The sequence below is a fragment of the Leisingera aquaemixtae genome (assembly GCF_001458395.1).
Taxonomy (GTDB): domain Bacteria; phylum Pseudomonadota; class Alphaproteobacteria; order Rhodobacterales; family Rhodobacteraceae; genus Leisingera; species Leisingera aquaemixtae.
Genome location: NZ_CYSR01000011.1, coordinates 60,480 through 76,304 on the forward strand (window position 1 = coordinate 60,480; position 15,825 = coordinate 76,304).

Here is a 15,825-nt window from a genome sequence, read left to right on the forward strand (position 1 = left end):
TAGTGAGGCCCTAGTGCTGGCCGCCGGGTGTTTCCGCCGTAACCCGGGCTTATCCGGCGGCAAAGTGCGCCAGGGGCGGGCAGACTGTGGCAAAGCTGCACCATCCCGGGCCGCATCGTTTCGCCTGACTTTCCCAAGACTTGCCAAAACGGGGCCGAAAGAGCGAAACCCCTTGGCATACCCACGCCGGATTCCCCGGTTTGGGCTGAGGAATAGAAACCGAGGGAAAAACATGAAAAAGGTTCTCTTCGCGACTACCGCGCTGATCGCCACCGCAGGCATGGCCGCGGCAGAAGTCAAAATCTCCGGCTACGGCCGTTTTGGTCTGGACTGGAACGAAGCAAACGATGTTGCTGGCGACGCAGACAACACTTCTGAAACCAACCTGACCAGCCGTTTCCGTCTGACCTTTGACGTGTCGACCGAAACCGACGGCGGCGTGACCGTTGGCGGCCGTATCCGCGCTCAGGCAGAAAACCGTGACGGCGCTCAGGGCCGTGCAACCTTCTCCAGCCCGCAGTTCCACGTCGCATACGGCGGCCTGCGTGTGAACGTTGGCAACATCTGGGGCGCGATCGACTCCGCACCGGGCCTGTACCTGAACACCACCTCGGTTGGCACCGGCATCGACGGCATGGGCTTCAACTCCCTGGCCATCAAAGGCGCTGGCTTTGACACCTTCACCTCCGCTGGCGTTGGCCGCGGCGGCATCGAAGCCATCTACTCCGCTGGCGGCTTCACCGGTCACATCTCCTACTCGAAGCAGAACGGCACCGACGGTAACGACGACGCAAACGGCGAAGAGCGTACCGCGATCATGCTGAACTACTCGTTCGGCGACTACTTTGTGACAGGTGCTTACCAGTCTGCGGACAACGGCGCCACTGGCCTGACCACCGGCGGCCAGACCGTTGAGCTGAACGATGAGCTGGTCTTCGTCGCTGCAGGTGCAGACTTCGGTCAGTTCGGCGCAACCCTGCAGTATGCTCAAACCGAGCAGGCAGATGCTGTTACTTTGGCTGGTGAAGCCGAAGTCGGCGCAGCTTCGACCGTGATTGCATGGGTGAGCAGCACCGACTCCAACAACGTCGACACCGACCTCGCCACTGCTGGCATTCAGGACGGCGTGAACGACGGCACCGCCTTCGGCATCAACTACGAGTATGACCTGGGCGGCGGCGTGACCTTCGTTGCTGGCTATGTCAACGATGGTTCTGACTCCGAAGAAAACTCCGTTCAGGCAGGTCTGCACTTCAGCTTCTAAGCTGAAGCACGCCTAGCGTGACTTTCGGGGCGGGTTCCTTCGGGGCCCGCCCTTTTCTTTTGGCTCTTAACATTTGCAGGCAAACAGTGTTTTTTGCGGCCAAACAGAGATGAGGCCGGACCCATGCCGCTAGACGAGATCAAATCCAGGATTGCCAAAGCCGAAGCAAACGCAGGCCGCGCGCCGGGCAGCGTAAAGCTAATCGCGGTCTCCAAGGTGCAGCCGAACGAGCGGGTTGAAGCGGTGCTGGAAGAAGGCCACCGCTGTTTTGGCGAGAACAAGGTGCAAGAGGCCGCAGGCAAATGGCCCGCTTTTGCCGAGCGCTACGATGGTGTCGACCTGCACCTGATCGGCCCGTTGCAAACCAACAAGGCGCGCCAGGCGATGGAGCTGTTTGACAGCATTCACTCGGTGGACCGCCCGAAACTGGCCAAGACCCTGGCCCGGCTGGCGCAGGAGCTGGGCACATGCCCGGACCTGTTCATTCAGGTGAACACCGGCGAAGAGGAGCAGAAGGCAGGCGTGATGCCGGCGGAGGCGGATGCGTTCATCGCCGAATGCCGCGCGCTGGATCTGCCGGTCAAGGGCCTGATGTGCATCCCGCCGGTGGATGAGGAGCCGAGCCTGCATTTCGCGCTGCTGGCTAAGATCGCCAAACGCAACGGCCTGCAGGGCCTGTCGATGGGCATGAGCGGCGATTTCGAGTCAGCCATCGCACTTGGCGCCACCCATGTCCGGGTCGGCTCTGCCATCTTTGGTGCGCGGACCTATTGAGGCGGAAAAGTTTTGGAAAAACTTTTGCCAAGACTTTTTCGGAAAAGTCTTGGGTGCGTCAGGCGCGGCCCAAGGGCGGCACGATGAGCCGGGTGCCCGGCTGGAGGCGGGCGGCCAGCCAGTGAAGGCCGGTCCGGGAAAAGGCGATGCAGCCTTCGGTGGGAAACCCCGGACGCCGCCATTGATGCAGGAAAATGGCTGAGCCTTTGCCGGGCACGGCGTCCGGCCAGTTCCAATCCGTGACCAGGATCAGATCATACAGCGGATCCGCCCGGCGCAGCTTTTCGTGGCTGAAGGCATAAGGCGCCCGGACATGGCGGTTGTAGGCGCTGTGGCCTGCATCATCCGACCACAGATCGCCTGGGCCGATCGGCTCTGCCCAGGGGGCAGGGCGGGCGAGGCGGTCCGGGCGGTACAGCATTCCCGCAATCCGGTGAATGCCAACGGGCGTGGCACCGTCGCCTTCGCGTTTGGCGCGGGACAGCCCGCCTTTGCCGATGGAGCAGGGCAGGACCCGGCCCAGGAAACGCACGCCGCGCGGAGTGAGGACCAGATCGGCCGGCGTCATTACAGCATGTGCCCGGATTTGCGGGCCTTTGTCGCCAGGTAATGCTGGTTGTGGGCATTTTCACCGACTTGCAGCGCCACCCGCTCCGCCACATGCACTCCGGTTTTTTCCATCATCGCGATCTTGTTCGGGTTGTTGGTCAGCAACCGCACCTGGGAAAACCCCATCTTCTGCAGGATCGCGGCGCCCAGGCGGAAATCGCGCTCATCATCTTCAAAGCCGAGCCGGTGGTTGGCCTCCACCGTGTCAAAGCCCTGATCCTGCAAGGAATAGGCCCGCATCTTGTTGGCGAGACCGATGCCGCGGCCCTCCTGGTTGAGGTACAGAAGAACACCTGCACCTTCTTCGCCCATCTGCGCCAGCGCGCCGCGCAGCTGCGGGCCGCAATCGCATTTGAGCGAGCCCAGAACATCGCCGGTGAAGCAGGCCGAATGCAGCCGCGCCAGCACCGGTTTGGAGCGGTCGGGGCGGCCGATTTCGACGGCGTAATGCTCCTCGGCGCCATCCTCAGGCCGGAAGATGTGCAGGCGCCCGGCTTCGGCGGCGTCCATCGGCAGGCGGGCGGCAGCGACCGGATGCAAGGGCGAGCTTTCGCTGAGCAGCGGTGCCGCGGCAGTCCGGGACAGGGTGGTCAGCCCGTGGGTGGCGGCAAATTCAGCCGCCCCGCTGAGCGGCACCAGGGCCGCGGCCGGCAGCAGGCGCGCGGATTTCACCAGCGCAATCGCCAGCCGGTGCAGGTCCGCACTGCCGCCGCGCTGGCTCGACAGCGGGCCTTTCATCGGTGTGTTGAGGTCGTCTGCCGGGTCCGCCAGCGCCTGGATCCAATGCAGCCCTTCGGATGCGGGAACGGCCACGCGGGCGATATCCTCGTCGTAAACCCGGGCTTTCAGCGTATCCGCCCGGCGCGCGGTCAGGGCCAGCGACAGGTCCCCCAGCGCCCGCATGTCTGCCAGGCGTGCCTCTGTCAGGGACTCGACAGCAATCGCCAGGGCCGCTTCCTCGCCGTTTGCCAGCACCACCGGCAGCCCCATGCGCAGATCGACCCGGGCGCGGGCCAGCAGTTCGATCATCGTGGGCATCAGGCTCATGCGGGGTATCCGGTGTTATTCTGTAACAAAGGCTCGCCGTCTTTACGCCCAAATGCAACGGATGTGAAACAATTTCCATGTCATGGACACGTCGGCGTGAGAGTTTTGCAGCAAATCTTGCCGCGGGCGCAAGGGATGCGCATTTGTGGTTTCAAGAACAGGAGGGTGAGCCGATGGCGCAACTGAAGAAAATTCTGCTGGTTGATGATGACGAAGACCTGCGCGAAGCCTTGAGCGAGCAGCTGGTGATGACCGAGGACTTCGATGTCTTTGAGGCTGAGAACGGCCAAAGCGCGATGGAGCGCGCCAAGGAGGCCCTTTATGACCTTATAATTCTGGATGTCGGCCTGCCGGACACCGACGGGCGGGAGCTGTGCCGCCTGATGCGCAAGCAGGGGGTGAAGTCGCCGATTCTGATGCTGACCGGCCATGACAGCGATGCCGATACCATTCTGGGGCTGGATGCCGGCGCCAACGACTATGTCTCCAAGCCGTTCAAGTTCCCGGTTCTGCTGGCCCGCATCCGCGCCCAGCTGCGCCAGCACGAGCAGTCGGAGGATGCGGTCTTTGCGCTGGGGCCTTACACGTTCAAGCCTGCGATGAAACTGCTGATCACCGAGGATGACCGCAAGATCCGGCTGACGGAGAAAGAGACCAATATCCTCAAGTTCCTCTACCGCTCCAGCGACGGGGTGGTGCCGCGCGACGTGCTGCTGCATGAGGTCTGGGGCTACAATGCGGGTGTCACCACCCACACGCTGGAAACGCATATCTACCGGCTGCGGCAGAAAATCGAGCCCGACCCGTCGAATGCGCGCCTGCTGGTGACGGAATCAGGCGGATACCGGCTGGTTGCCTGACACACGCGTTGAGCCAGATCAAAGAAGACACTAGAGTTCATCTTTAGACTGTATTCGATCCCGCGCATATCCGGGTTACGATATGCACCTCCCTGTTGGACTTGGCCGGGCCTCTTGCCCGGCCTTTTTTTGGGCGCCGGGCCGCACGGGGCCTTCGCGCAATTCCTCTCTGGCCCTTCCTGGCCGGGGCGGGCAGTATCGCCCCCGAACCCGGATTTCATGATGAGGCGCGCGATGCCATTTACCCTTGCCACCTGGAACATCAACTCGGTCCGCCTGCGCGAGCCGATTGTGCAAAAGCTCTTGCAGGAGGAAGGGCCGGATGTGCTGTGCCTGCAGGAGTGCAAAAGCCCGGTGGAGAAGATCCCGGTGGAGGGGTTTGCGGCGCTCGGCTACCGCCACATGGTTGCGCGCGGGCAAAAGGGATATAACGGCGTTGCAATTCTGTCGCGGCTGCCGATCGAGGATGCCGGGGAGCAGGACTTTGCCGCCCTTGGCCATGCCAGGCATGTGGCCGGGCGGCTGGAGAACGGGGTGGTGATCCACAACTTCTATGTGCCGGCGGGCGGCGATGTGCCGGACCGGGACGTGAATGAAAAGTTCGGCCAGAAGCTGGATTACCTGACAGCCATGCGCGGCTGGTTCCATGCGGACAAGCCGGAGAAATCCATCCTTGTCGGCGACCTGAACATCGCGCCGCGCGAAGATGACGTCTGGGACCACAAGAAGCTGCTGAAGGTGGTGAGCCATACGCCCGTGGAGGTCGCGCATCTGGCCGAAACCCAGGAGGCGGGCGGCTGGATCGACATCACCCGACGCGATATCCCTGAGGGCAAGCTCTACAGCTGGTGGTCCTACCGCGCGCGCGATTGGGATGCGTCGGACAAGGGGCGGCGGCTGGATCATGTCTGGGCGACACCGGATATTGCCGGGGCGGGCCATTCCAGCCGCATTCTGCGCGATGCCCGCGGCTGGGAAAAACCCAGCGACCACGCGCCGGTGTTTGCAACCTTCGATCTCTGACCGCGGGCGGGAGAGGGCGGGGGGCTCCCGCCTGATCCGGGTCCTCCGCTGGAGGACCCTTCTCCGTTGGGCCTGGCACTGCGCTGGCGCGCAGTGCGGGCACGCCGCGCGGCAGCGCGGCGCGCGGCCCAACGCCGCCAGGGGGCTGGCGCAGCCAGGGCCTGTCAGCGGGGGCGGGAGCGCACCGGGCCAGCCCAGCCGGACCCTGGACCACGCGGTCAGGGTCATCAGCGGCAGCACCGCCATGCGGCTGTTAACGCTCCAGGGAAGTGCGCGGCGGTTGCGGGCGGCATCATCCGGGCGCATCAGCCGCCGCGATGCGGCAAAGAGGTCAGACCGGGGCCGCCATGCGGTCAACTCCTCTCTTGGTTTCCGGCGCACAGGATTCCATATAGGGGGTAAGTTCCAAGCGGAGAACAAACTGATGAGCGACATTTTTGGCAGCGCCGCACCGGCGGGCGATCTGATCAAGGACGTGACCGAAGCCACCTTTATGCAGGACGTTGTCGATGCGTCGATGCAGGCTCCGGTGATCGTGGATTTCTGGGCCCCCTGGTGCGGCCCCTGCAAGACCCTGGGTCCGATGCTGGAGGCGGCCGTCACCAAGGCCAAGGGCGCTGTTACCATGGCCAAGATCAACGTCGATGAGAACCAGCGCCTGGCGCAGGCGCTGGCGCAGCAGGGGCTGCCGCTGCAATCCATCCCGACCGTTGTCGCCTTTGTGCAGGGCCGCCCGGTCGACATGTTCCAGGGCGCCTTGCCGGCGTCGGAAATCGACGCCTTCCTGAAGAAAGTGATCGAGGCTGCGGGCGGCACCGCCGACGGCGGGCTTGGCGAAGCGCTGGAGGCCGCGGAACAGATGCTGGCCGAAGGCGCAGTTGCGGATGCGGCCCAGACCTTTGCCGCCATCCTGGGCGAGGACGACAAGAGCGCCGCCGCCTACGGCGGGCTGGCGCGGGCCCATATTGCCCTGGGCGAACTGGATCAGGCCGAAGCGGTGCTGAACGGTGCCCCTGCGGACATCGCCTCCGCGGCGGAAATCGAAGCGGCTTTTGCGCAGATCGAGCTTGCCCGCCAGGCGGAGAATGCCGGTCCGGTGGCGGAGCTGCGGGCGGCTGTGGAGGCAAACCCCGGCGATCACCAGGCCCGCTTCGATCTGGCGCAGGCCCTGCATGCTACCGGCGACGCCGAGGCAGCCGTTGCTGAACTGCTGGAGCTGTTCCGCCGCGACCGGGACTGGAATGACGGGGCCGCCAAGACGCAGCTCTTCACCATCTTCGACGCGCTCAAGCCGAACGACCCGGTGGTTCTGAACGGGCGGCGCAAGCTGAGCTCGATGATATTTGCCTAAGATCGGGGCAGCACTACACTCTGTCCTATGATCCAGCCTGCCGATCTGCCGGACACCATTGCCGTGTTTCCCTTGCCCGGGGCGCTTTTGCTGCCCCGCTCACGCCTGCCGCTGCACATCTTTGAGCCGCGGTATCTGCAGATGCTTGAAGACTCGCTGAAAACGCGGCAGCGGCTGATCGGCATGGTGCAGCCTTGCCCGGGGCCGAACGGGCAGGGCGAAGACCTGCATGCGATCGGCTGCGCCGGGCGGGTCACCCAGTTCTCCGAGACTGAAGACGGGCGGTACCTGGTCACGCTGTCTGGTGTGTCCCGGTTCCGCGTCACCCGCGAGTCCAGCGGCTTTGCGCCGTACCGGCGCTGCGATGTCAGCTGGGCAGGGTTTGAACGCGACCTGGGCCGGACCGAGGCGGATGCGGCGCTCGACCGCCCCTCGTTCCTGAACCTGCTGGAACGGTTCTTTACCGCCCGCAGCCTGTCGACCGACTGGGAGGCGCTGAAAGAGGCTGAGGATGAGCTGCTGATCAATTCGCTGGCGATGCTGCTGGAGTTCGACCCCGAGGACAAACAGGCCTTGCTCGAGGCGCCCTGCCTTGCGACAAGGCGGGAAACGCTTGTCACTTTGATCGAATTCGCCCTGCGCGGCGGCTCTCAGGAGGAAACCCTGCAATGACCGAACCACAGGCGCCTGCCTTTGACCGGCGGATGCTGGAAGCGCTGGTCTGTCCGTTGACCCAGACGGTGCTGGACTATGATGCCCAGGCACAGGAGCTGATCTCGCGCGCGGCCAATCTCGCCTTCCCGATCCGCAACGGCATCCCGGTGATGCTGGTGGATGAGGCGCGCGAGCTGGACTAGGTCCGGTTCCAGAACGGAACGGTCCGGACAGCCGCAGCACTGCGCGCCAGCGCGGTGCCGCGCCCAACTGTGCAGGGGCATCCCTGGGGATGGTCCGGAGCAGGCGGGAGCACGCCCGCAGGTTGCTTCGGCGCGGCGCCGCCTAGATCGCCTGGCCTTTCAGCAGCCGGGGCAGGTCGCCGGTCAGCCCGGCCGCTTCGCGCACGAAATTGCGGCGCAGTCCCGGGATCGCGCCGGCCACGCCCATGCCGATGTCCCGGCCCAGCCGCAGCAGCGGGTTGTCGTTGGAAAACAGCCGGTTGAACACATCCGTGGCCGCCACCAGAGAAGCCGTGTCAAAGCGGCGCCATTGCTGGTAGCGCTCCATCACCAGCGGCGAGCCGATATCTTCACCGCGCCGGGTGGCTTCGGTGATCACTTCGGCCAGCGCTCCGACATCGCGCAGGCCGGCGTTCAGGCCTTGGCCGGCAATCGGATGCATCCCGTGCGCGGCGTCACCAACCAGGGCCATGCGGTTGCCAATGAAGCTGTTGGCGATGGTCAGGTTCAGCGGGTAGGTGAAGCGTTTGCCAGCCAGGGAAATCTCCCCCAGGAAATCGCCGAACCGGGGGCGCAATGCCTGGATATATTCCGCGTCATTCAGCGCGTGAATGGCCTTGGCGGTCTCCGTCCGCTCGCTCCACACGATGGAGGACCGGTTGCCCGGCAGCGGCAGGATCGCCAGCGGCCCGGGGGGCATGAAGAACTGATGCGCGATGCCGTGGTGCGGCTTTTCATGGTCGATGGCGCAGACCAGCGCTGTCTGGCCATAGTCCCAGCCGGTGCGCTTGATGCCCGCCCGCCGGGCGGTGCCGCTGCGGCGCCCGTCGGAGCCGACCAGAACCTGGCCGCGCAGCTCTCCGCCGTCGTCCAGAGTCACTGTCACGCCGGTCTGGTCCGGAGCCTGTGCGGTCACGGTTCTGCCGGACACGAGCGTGATCTGCGGCTGGTCTTCCATCGCCTGCAGGAAGGCGCGGCGCAGGAAGCGGTCCTCGACCATGTAGCCCATCGGGCCTTCTTCCAGCTCGGCATGGTCGAAATGGATGAAGAACGGTGACGGGCCGTGGCCTGCGTGGCCGTCCGTTACCTTGATTTCCAGCATCGGTTGCGCGTTGCCGCCGACATGCTGCCAGACGCCGGTCTGCTGCAGCAGCCGCTGCGAGGCGAGCGCCAGCGCATAGCCGCGGCCGTCGAACCCGTCATCGGCCAGTTTGTCCGGGGTCAGCGAGTCGACCACGGTAACGCTGTGGCCGGTCTGTGCCAGGGCCAGGGCCAGCGCCGGGCCATTCAGCCCGCCGCCCACGATCAGGATATCGGACGCATTTTTCATGCCCCGCAATATGCGCCTGCTGGCGGGATTGTCCATGCAGGAAGCGCGGGATTGTGCCTGCGTCCTGCTGCCGCTACCGTCACCCGCAACTGCTTATGGGGAGACGGGCCTATGCAAGACTGGCTGACGATGACGGCCGCCGATCTGGGACGCGGGATTGAGGCGGGTGAAATCGGCCCGGTGGCGCTGACCCGCTGCTATCTGGACACCATTGACGCCCACCCCCTGACAGACCGGATCTACACGCAGGTGACCCGTGACCGGGCGCTGGCGGAGGCGGAAGCGGCTGAGCAGCGCGCCGGTCTGGGCCTGCGCCGGTCGCTTTTGGATGGGGTTCCGGTCAGCTGGAAGGACTTGTTCGACAGCGCAGGCACGGCGACCGAATCCGGCTCTGACCTGCTGAAAGGCCGGGTGCCGGATCAGGACGCGGCTGTCTTGCGCAACGCGACCCTTATGGGGGCGGTCTGCCTGGGCAAAACCCATATGAGCGAGCTGGCCTTTTCCGGCCTTGGCTTTAACCCCGTCAAACAAACGCCGCCCTGCGTGAATGACCAGGGCGCAGCGCCGGGCGGGTCGTCCTCCGGCGCCGCGGCATCGGTGGCCTTTGGACTGGCGGCGGCTGGTATCGGCTCTGACACCGGCGGGTCGGTGCGCATCCCTTCTGCCTGGAACGATCTGGTGGGGCTCAAGACCACATCGGGCCGGATCAGCCTGGAGGGCGTGGTGCCGTTGTGCCTGAAGTTCGACACCATCGGCCCGCTGGCCCGCTCGGTGGAGGACGCGGGGTTGCTGCTGGGGGTGCTGGAGGGCACCGCGGGACCCGATCTGCGCAATCCCGCAGCCCTTAAAGGGCGCCGCTTTGCTGACCTGCAGAATGTCGTGCAGGATGATCTGGATCCGAAAATTGCGTCGGCCTACCGGGAGACGCTGGAGCGGCTGAAACAGGCCGGGGCGCTGATCGTGCCGCTGGAAGTGCCGGAGCTGGAGGAGGCGATGGGCCTCAGCCCGGTTCTTTACACCACCGAAGCCTATGGGCTGTGGAAAGACGTGATCGAGGCCGCGCCGCATCTGATGTATGCGGAGATCCTGGAACGCTTCCGCACCGGCGCGCAGTTCAGCGGCCCGGATTACGTTGCGGCCTGGGCTAAGCTGGAACAGTGCCGGATGGCCTGGGATCAGGCGGTTGCCGGCTTTGATGCGGTGCTCAGCCCGGCCTCGCCGAATCTGCCGCCCAACCTGGACAGGCTGCAAAGCGACCATGATTATTACGTGCAGTCCAACCTGCTGGCCTTGCGCAACACGCGGGTCGGCAACCTGATGGGCCTTTGCGGGCTGTCGCTGCCCACCGGCACACCCAGCTGCGGGCTGCAGGTGCTGGGGCAGCCGGACTGCGAGGAGGCCTTGCTGCGCACCGGTGCCGCGATCGAGGCCGCCTTGGCCTGAAAGCCACATTCGGCCCATCGGCCGCATCATCGGGTGGACGCACCCGCCCGCCATCTGTAACCTGAGGCGCAAACGGGGCGCCAATGATCCCGTGACCGAGGCACAAGACATGGATTTTCCTGAGCGGTTTTCGAACCTGCCAGCCTATGCGTTTCCGCGCCTAAGGGCGCTTCTGGACCATCACACTCCCGGCGGGGATGTGGTGCATATGACCATTGGCGAGCCGAAACATGCGTTCCCGGCCTGGGTCACCGATGTCATCGCCGAGAATGCTGCCGGATTTAATCAGTATCCGAACAATGACGGCACGCCGGAACTGCGCGGTGCGGTTTCGGACTGGATCAGCCGCCGCTATGGCGTGAGCGCGGATCCGGAAACGCAGATCATGGCACTGAACGGCACCCGCGAGGGGCTGTATAACGCCGCGATGGCGCTGTGCCCGGAGCAGAAGAACGGCCAGACGCCCGTCGTGCTGATCCCGAACCCCTTTTACCAGGTCTACATGGTGGCGACGATCTCCGTCGGTGCAGAGCCTGTGTTTGTCCCCGCAACCGCAGCCACCGGCCATCTGCCGGATTACGAAAACCTGCCCGAAGATGTGCTGAACCGCACCGCCGTGGCCTATATCTGCTCGCCCGCCAACCCGCAGGGCGCCGTGGCTTCGCGCGATTACTGGACCCGGCTGATCCAGCTGGCCGAGAAATACGATTTCCGCATCTTCGCGGATGAATGCTATTCCGAGATCTACCGTGATGAGGCTCCGGTGGGGGCGCTGACCGTCGCACAGGAACTGGGCGCTGATCCGGAACGGGTGGTGCTGTTCAACTCGCTGTCCAAGCGGTCGAACCTGCCGGGCCTGCGCTCCGGTCTCATTGCCAGCGGGCCGGAGACCATCAAGCGGGTGAAGCAGCTTCGGGCCTATTCCGGTGCCCCGCTGCCGGGTCCCTTGCAGGCCGCCGCCGCCAGGGTCTGGGCAGATGAGGCGCATGTGGCGGAGAACCGCGCGCTTTATCAGGAAAAATACAAGATTGCCGATGAGGTCTTTGACGGCCTCAACGGCTATATGGCGCCCGAAGCGGGCTTCTTTCTGTGGCTTCCGGTGGACAACGGCGAACAGGCCGCACTGAAGCTGTGGACGGAAACCGGCGTGCGGGTGCTGCCCGGCGCCTATCTGGCGCAGGGCGAACCTGGGCAGAACCCGGGCGAGAGCTACATCAGGGTGGCGCTTGTCGCCCCCGCCGAGGACACCCGCAAGGCGCTGAGCACGCTGCGCGGCTGCCTTTACTGAATTCTGCTGCGCGGCGCCTGCCGGGGCCGCACAGCCAAGACCAAAAAACGGACAGGCGCGTGACCCTGCGGTGAACAGCGGGGCACAGGCACAAGAAACGGAACTGAGGTAGGCATGGCATTTCAAACTCGCAGCCGCGATCCGCTGCTCGACAGCAACATGCAGGCGGCCATTGAAAAGCGCGGCAAGGAACTGATCGGGATTGCCCTGATCCTGGCGGGGCTGATGATTGCAGCCATGCTCGGCTCCTACACGCCGGAGGATCCGAACTGGACCGTGTCGACCGACGCGCCGGTGCAGAACTGGCTGGGCCGGCCGGGGGCCTCTGTCTCTTTCATTCTGATCACCCTGTTCGGCAAGGCCAGCTGGGCGCTGCCGCTGTTCCTGTCGGCCTGGGGCCTGCGCTTTGTGCTGCACCGCGGCGAGGACCGGGTGGTTTGGCCGCTGCTGTTGTCGGTGCCGTGGCTGCTGGTGGTGGCGCTGCATATGGAAACCCTCAATGCCAGCTCCGCCTGGCAGCAGAATTACGATTTCGGCCTGGGCGGCATGGTCGGCTATACCTTCCTGGGCGCGCTCCTGGCGCTGCTGCCGGTCAGCCTGCATTTCATGGTCAAGATCATGTCGCTGCTGAGCGCGGCAGGCATGCTGGCGCTGGGCTGCGCCGTGCTGGGCTTCACCTGGCCCGAGGTGAAGAAGGGCCTGCACAAAGTCACGGTCGGGCTGATCCTGGGCTATGGCGCGATTGCCGCGCTGCTGGGCCGCGGGGCCTCCAGCGGGCTGCAGGCCGCGATGACCTACCGTAAGGAGCGGGGCGGGCGCGCGCATTCGGCTGCGGATGATGCTGCCGCCTATGACAGCACGGACCAAGACGCCGAGATGTTCGAGGACTTCCCCGAAGACCCCTATGGCGACTACATGGCCGAGACCGCCCCGGCAGTGCCGGAAGCCCCGGCCAAGGGCGGGCTGCTGTCCCGCGTTCCGTCGCTGATCCGCCGCGCCGCGCCTGCGCCGGAGGCCGGAAACGCCTACGCGTCAACGCTGCAGGAGGCCGAAGGCGCAGAAGATCTGGCGGACGGAGAGGCCGGCGAGGACCGGATTTCCCAGAAGATCGCCAACGCCGTCCGCATCCGCCGCGCCGCCGATGTGCCGCCGGAATACGACCCGAATCTGCCCCTGACCAAGGGCCGCGGCCAGCGCCCTGCGCCGCTGATCTTCAACCCGGCTGCCGCTCAAGGCGGTCTGCCGCCGGAGCCGCCGCTGACCGCTGCGATGGTCCCGGTGCCGCCGCTGGCGGAAGAGCCGGTTCTGGCCTGGCAGGCGCCGGAAGACGAACCCGCGATCCCCGAAGCACCGGTTGCGGATCTGCACGAAGATACCGATGACGCGGACTTTGCCGCTGAGGCCGGGATGCTGACCCCGGACCACGTGCCGTCCGAGGCGCTGCCGGATCATGCCGCGCCTGCTGTGCCGCCCGCGCCCGCCCCGGAAACACCAAAGACGGCAGGACCGCGCCTGACGGTCGATCTGCCGGTGGCAGAGCCGCGCAAGGCTGTCGTGGAACAGCCGGTGCGCAAGACCGTGCAGCCCTCGGCGCGTGCCAAGGCTGAGGCTCAGCCCAATCTGGCCTTTGACGACAGCGGCAGCGATTTCGAACTGCCGCCGCTGAGCCTGCTGACCAACCCGGTCGGCATCGAGCGCCACCATCTCAGCGATGAGGCGCTGGAAGAAAACGCCCGGATGCTGGAAACGGTGCTGGACGACTATGGCGTCAAGGGGGAAATTGTCTCGGTCCGCCCCGGCCCGGTGGTGACAATGTACGAGCTGGAGCCGGCCCCGGGCCTCAAGGCCTCCCGCGTGATCGGCCTGGCGGATGACATCGCGCGCTCGATGTCGGCGCTGTCGGCACGGGTGTCGACGGTGCCGGGCCGCACCGTGATCGGCATCGAGCTGCCGAATGAGAAGCGCGAAAAAGTGGTGCTGCGCGAAATCCTGTCGTCCCGCGACTTCGGCGATGGCAACCATGCGCTGCCGCTGGCGCTGGGCAAGGATATCGGCGGCGACGCCATGGTCGCAAACCTCGCCAAGATGCCTCACCTGCTGATCGCGGGCACCACCGGCTCCGGTAAGTCGGTGGCGATCAACACCATGATCCTGTCGCTGCTTTACAAGCTGACCCCGGATGAATGCCGCCTGATCATGATCGACCCCAAGATGCTGGAACTGTCGGTCTATGACGGCATCCCGCATCTGCTCTCGCCCGTTGTGACCGACCCGAAAAAGGCGGTTGTGGCCCTGAAATGGGTGGTCGGCGAGATGGAGGACCGCTACCGTAAGATGTCCAAGATGGGCGTGCGCAACATCGCGGGCTACAATGGCCGGGTGAAGGATGCGCTCGCCAAGGGCGAAATGTTCTCGCGCACGGTGCAGACCGGATTTGATGACGACACTGGCGAGCCGGTGTTCGAGACTGAACAGTTCGAGCCCAAGGCGCTGCCCTATATCGTCGTGATCGTCGACGAAATGGCCGACCTGATGATGGTGGCGGGCAAGGAAATCGAGGCCTGCATTCAGCGTCTGGCGCAGATGGCGCGGGCCTCCGGCATCCACCTGATCATGGCCACCCAGCGTCCCTCGGTCGATGTGATCACCGGCACCATCAAGGCAAACTTCCCGACCCGGATCTCTTTCCAAGTGACCTCCAAGGTCGACAGCCGGACGATCCTGGGCGAAATGGGCGCCGAGCAGCTGCTGGGCATGGGCGACATGCTGTACATGGCGGGCGGCGCCAAGATCACCCGCTGCCACGGCCCGTTCTGTTCGGACGAAGAGGTCGAGGAGGTGGTGAACCACCTCAAGCAGTTCGGCCCGCCGGACTACGTCGGAAGCGTGCTGGATGGCCCGGATGACGACAAGGCCGACAATATCGACGCGGTGCTGGGGCTGAATACCGGCGGCAACACCGACACCGAGGACGCGCTCTATGACACGGCAGTTGCTATCGTGATCAAGGACCGCAAGTGCTCGACCTCTTACATCCAGCGCAAGCTGGCGATCGGCTACAACAAGGCGGCGCGGCTGGTGGAGCAGATGGAGGAAGAGGGCGTCGTCTCCGCTGCGAACCATGTCGGTAAGCGGGAAATTCTGGTTCCCGAACAGTAAGCTGACAAAAATCTGCCGATGCCGGATTCGCGAGGGTTCGGCATCTTCACATCTGCAATGCCGCACCTATGTTGGACTCATGAAACGGATTGCACTTGCCATTGCGCTGACCCTCGCCGCGCCGGCGTCCTGGGCGGCAGAGAAATTGAGCCTGAACGAGATTTCCCGTTATCTGAACGGGATCTCCACGGCGTCATCCCCCTTCACCCAAATCAACGAGGACGGCAGCCTGTCGACCGGCAAGCTGTACATGCACCGGCCGGGACGGATGCGGTTTGAGTATGACGGCAAAGGCGGCGGCACGGTGGTGGCCGGCGGCGGGGCGGTGGTGATCCACGACCCCAAGTCGAACCAGCCGCCGGAGACCTATCCGCTGAAGCGGACGCCGCTGTCGATCATCCTCGACCGCCGGGTGGATCTGGGCCGCGCCAATATGGTGGTGGGGCACAGCTTTGACGGCACTTCGACCATCGTGCGGGCGCAGGATCCGGAGCATCCGGATTACGGCAGTATCGAGATGATGTTCACCGGTGATCCGGTGGAGCTGCGCAAATGGGTGATCCATGACAGCGCAGGCGGCAAGACAACCGTGATCCTGGGCGCGATGAAAACCGGCCAGAAGCTGTCCTCCAGCCTGTTCACCACCAGCGGCAGGTCCCGCTAAGGCACGATCCCCTGCGCAACAGCGGCTCCCGCGCCCGCGTCGGCTCCGGCTTTGCCGGCACCGCCTGGCGGCCTTGGGCCCGGCGCCGGGCTGGCGCCCGGCGCGCAACCGCGTTCT

At 65.0% G+C, this 15,825-nt stretch carries 14 protein-coding genes; 11 read left to right on the plus strand and 3 right to left on the minus strand.

Annotation, left to right across the window (positions count from 1 at the left end; all coding sequences use genetic code 11):
* Nucleotides 1–232: 232 nt before the first annotated feature.
* Complete coding sequence (locus PHA8399_RS06175) at nucleotides 233–1,264, plus strand: porin (protein ID WP_058285306.1); 1,032 nt, start codon at nucleotides 233–235, stop codon at nucleotides 1,262–1,264.
* 123 nt (nucleotides 1,265–1,387) lie between these two features.
* Nucleotides 1,388–2,038 (plus strand): YggS family pyridoxal phosphate-dependent enzyme, encoded by a 651-nt coding sequence (locus PHA8399_RS06180; RefSeq protein WP_058285307.1) that lies wholly within the window; start codon nucleotides 1,388–1,390, stop codon nucleotides 2,036–2,038.
* Nucleotides 2,039–2,096: 58 nt separating this feature from the next.
* Here the strand turns inward: PHA8399_RS06180 and PHA8399_RS06185 are convergent, their stop codons facing one another.
* Both PHA8399_RS06185 and ribA read right to left on the minus strand, forming a co-directional pair.
* On the minus strand, nucleotides 2,097–2,606 hold the full coding sequence (locus PHA8399_RS06185) for a L,D-transpeptidase family protein (RefSeq protein ID WP_208856272.1): 510 nt from the start codon (nucleotides 2,604–2,606) through the stop codon (nucleotides 2,097–2,099).
* Nucleotides 2,606–3,694 (minus strand): GTP cyclohydrolase II, encoded by a 1,089-nt coding sequence (ribA, locus tag PHA8399_RS06190; RefSeq protein WP_058285308.1) that lies wholly within the window; start codon nucleotides 3,692–3,694, stop codon nucleotides 2,606–2,608. Before ribA ends, PHA8399_RS06185 begins: the two co-directional genes overlap by 1 nt.
* Nucleotides 3,695–3,867: 173 nt before the next feature.
* Here ribA and PHA8399_RS06195 point away from each other — a divergent pair, with 173 nt between their 5' ends.
* The 5 genes from PHA8399_RS06195 (at nucleotide 3,868) to PHA8399_RS06215 (ending at nucleotide 7,785) form a co-directional block, all read left to right on the plus strand.
* Nucleotides 3,868–4,554, plus strand: coding sequence for a response regulator transcription factor (locus tag PHA8399_RS06195; RefSeq protein ID WP_027245320.1), 687 nt, complete (start codon nucleotides 3,868–3,870; stop codon nucleotides 4,552–4,554).
* Between the two features lie 234 nt (nucleotides 4,555–4,788).
* Entirely contained in the window at nucleotides 4,789–5,577 is a 789-nt protein-coding gene (locus PHA8399_RS06200; protein WP_058285309.1) for an exodeoxyribonuclease III, read from the plus strand.
* Nucleotides 5,578–6,001: 424 nt separating this feature from the next.
* Nucleotides 6,002–6,928, plus strand: a complete 927-nt coding sequence (locus PHA8399_RS06205; RefSeq protein WP_058285310.1) for a thioredoxin family protein — start codon at nucleotides 6,002–6,004, stop codon at nucleotides 6,926–6,928.
* A gap of 27 nt (nucleotides 6,929–6,955) precedes the next feature.
* On the plus strand, nucleotides 6,956–7,600 hold the full coding sequence (locus PHA8399_RS06210; protein WP_058285311.1) for an LON peptidase substrate-binding domain-containing protein: 645 nt from the start codon (nucleotides 6,956–6,958) through the stop codon (nucleotides 7,598–7,600).
* Complete coding sequence (locus tag PHA8399_RS06215) at nucleotides 7,597–7,785, plus strand: Trm112 family protein (protein WP_027236052.1); 189 nt, start codon at nucleotides 7,597–7,599, stop codon at nucleotides 7,783–7,785. Before PHA8399_RS06210 ends, PHA8399_RS06215 begins: the two co-directional genes overlap by 4 nt.
* A 142-nt stretch (nucleotides 7,786–7,927) precedes the next feature.
* Here the strand turns inward: PHA8399_RS06215 and PHA8399_RS06220 are convergent, their stop codons facing one another.
* Nucleotides 7,928–9,154, minus strand: coding sequence for an FAD-dependent monooxygenase (locus PHA8399_RS06220; RefSeq protein WP_058285312.1), 1,227 nt, complete (start codon nucleotides 9,152–9,154; stop codon nucleotides 7,928–7,930).
* Nucleotides 9,155–9,265: 111 nt separating this feature from the next.
* Here PHA8399_RS06220 and PHA8399_RS06225 point away from each other — a divergent pair, with 111 nt between their 5' ends.
* The 4 genes from PHA8399_RS06225 (at nucleotide 9,266) to PHA8399_RS06240 (ending at nucleotide 15,708) form a co-directional block, all read left to right on the plus strand.
* Nucleotides 9,266–10,597: an amidase gene (locus PHA8399_RS06225; protein ID WP_058285313.1), complete on the plus strand. Its 1,332-nt coding sequence runs from the start codon at nucleotides 9,266–9,268 to the stop codon at nucleotides 10,595–10,597.
* A 109-nt stretch (nucleotides 10,598–10,706) separates the two neighbouring features.
* On the plus strand, nucleotides 10,707–11,885 hold the full coding sequence (locus PHA8399_RS06230; RefSeq protein ID WP_058285314.1) for an aminotransferase class I/II-fold pyridoxal phosphate-dependent enzyme: 1,179 nt from the start codon (nucleotides 10,707–10,709) through the stop codon (nucleotides 11,883–11,885).
* A 114-nt stretch (nucleotides 11,886–11,999) separates the two neighbouring features.
* Nucleotides 12,000–15,044, plus strand: a complete 3,045-nt coding sequence (locus tag PHA8399_RS06235) for a DNA translocase FtsK (RefSeq protein ID WP_058285315.1) — start codon at nucleotides 12,000–12,002, stop codon at nucleotides 15,042–15,044.
* A 79-nt stretch (nucleotides 15,045–15,123) separates the two neighbouring features.
* On the plus strand, nucleotides 15,124–15,708 hold the full coding sequence (locus PHA8399_RS06240; protein WP_058285316.1) for a LolA family protein: 585 nt from the start codon (nucleotides 15,124–15,126) through the stop codon (nucleotides 15,706–15,708).
* Nucleotides 15,709–15,825: the final 117 nt, after the last annotated feature.

Coding starts and splice junctions, on each gene's coding strand:
- PHA8399_RS06175 (WP_058285306.1), top strand. CDS start 233: ATGAAAAAGGTTCTCTTCGCGACTACCGCGCTGATCGCCACCGCAGGC.
- PHA8399_RS06180 (WP_058285307.1), top strand. CDS start 1,388: ATGCCGCTAGACGAGATCAAATCCAGGATTGCCAAAGCCGAAGCAAAC.
- PHA8399_RS06185 (WP_208856272.1), bottom strand. CDS start 2,606: ATGACGCCGGCCGATCTGGTCCTCACTCCGCGCGGCGTGCGTTTCCTG.
- ribA (WP_058285308.1), bottom strand. CDS start 3,694: ATGAGCCTGATGCCCACGATGATCGAACTGCTGGCCCGCGCCCGGGTC.
- PHA8399_RS06195 (WP_027245320.1), top strand. CDS start 3,868: ATGGCGCAACTGAAGAAAATTCTGCTGGTTGATGATGACGAAGACCTG.
- PHA8399_RS06200 (WP_058285309.1), top strand. CDS start 4,789: ATGCCATTTACCCTTGCCACCTGGAACATCAACTCGGTCCGCCTGCGC.
- PHA8399_RS06205 (WP_058285310.1), top strand. CDS start 6,002: ATGAGCGACATTTTTGGCAGCGCCGCACCGGCGGGCGATCTGATCAAG.
- PHA8399_RS06210 (WP_058285311.1), top strand. CDS start 6,956: ATGATCCAGCCTGCCGATCTGCCGGACACCATTGCCGTGTTTCCCTTG.
- PHA8399_RS06215 (WP_027236052.1), top strand. CDS start 7,597: ATGACCGAACCACAGGCGCCTGCCTTTGACCGGCGGATGCTGGAAGCG.
- PHA8399_RS06220 (WP_058285312.1), bottom strand. CDS start 9,154: ATGAAAAATGCGTCCGATATCCTGATCGTGGGCGGCGGGCTGAATGGC.
- PHA8399_RS06225 (WP_058285313.1), top strand. CDS start 9,266: ATGCAAGACTGGCTGACGATGACGGCCGCCGATCTGGGACGCGGGATT.
- PHA8399_RS06230 (WP_058285314.1), top strand. CDS start 10,707: ATGGATTTTCCTGAGCGGTTTTCGAACCTGCCAGCCTATGCGTTTCCG.
- PHA8399_RS06235 (WP_058285315.1), top strand. CDS start 12,000: ATGGCATTTCAAACTCGCAGCCGCGATCCGCTGCTCGACAGCAACATG.
- PHA8399_RS06240 (WP_058285316.1), top strand. CDS start 15,124: ATGAAACGGATTGCACTTGCCATTGCGCTGACCCTCGCCGCGCCGGCG.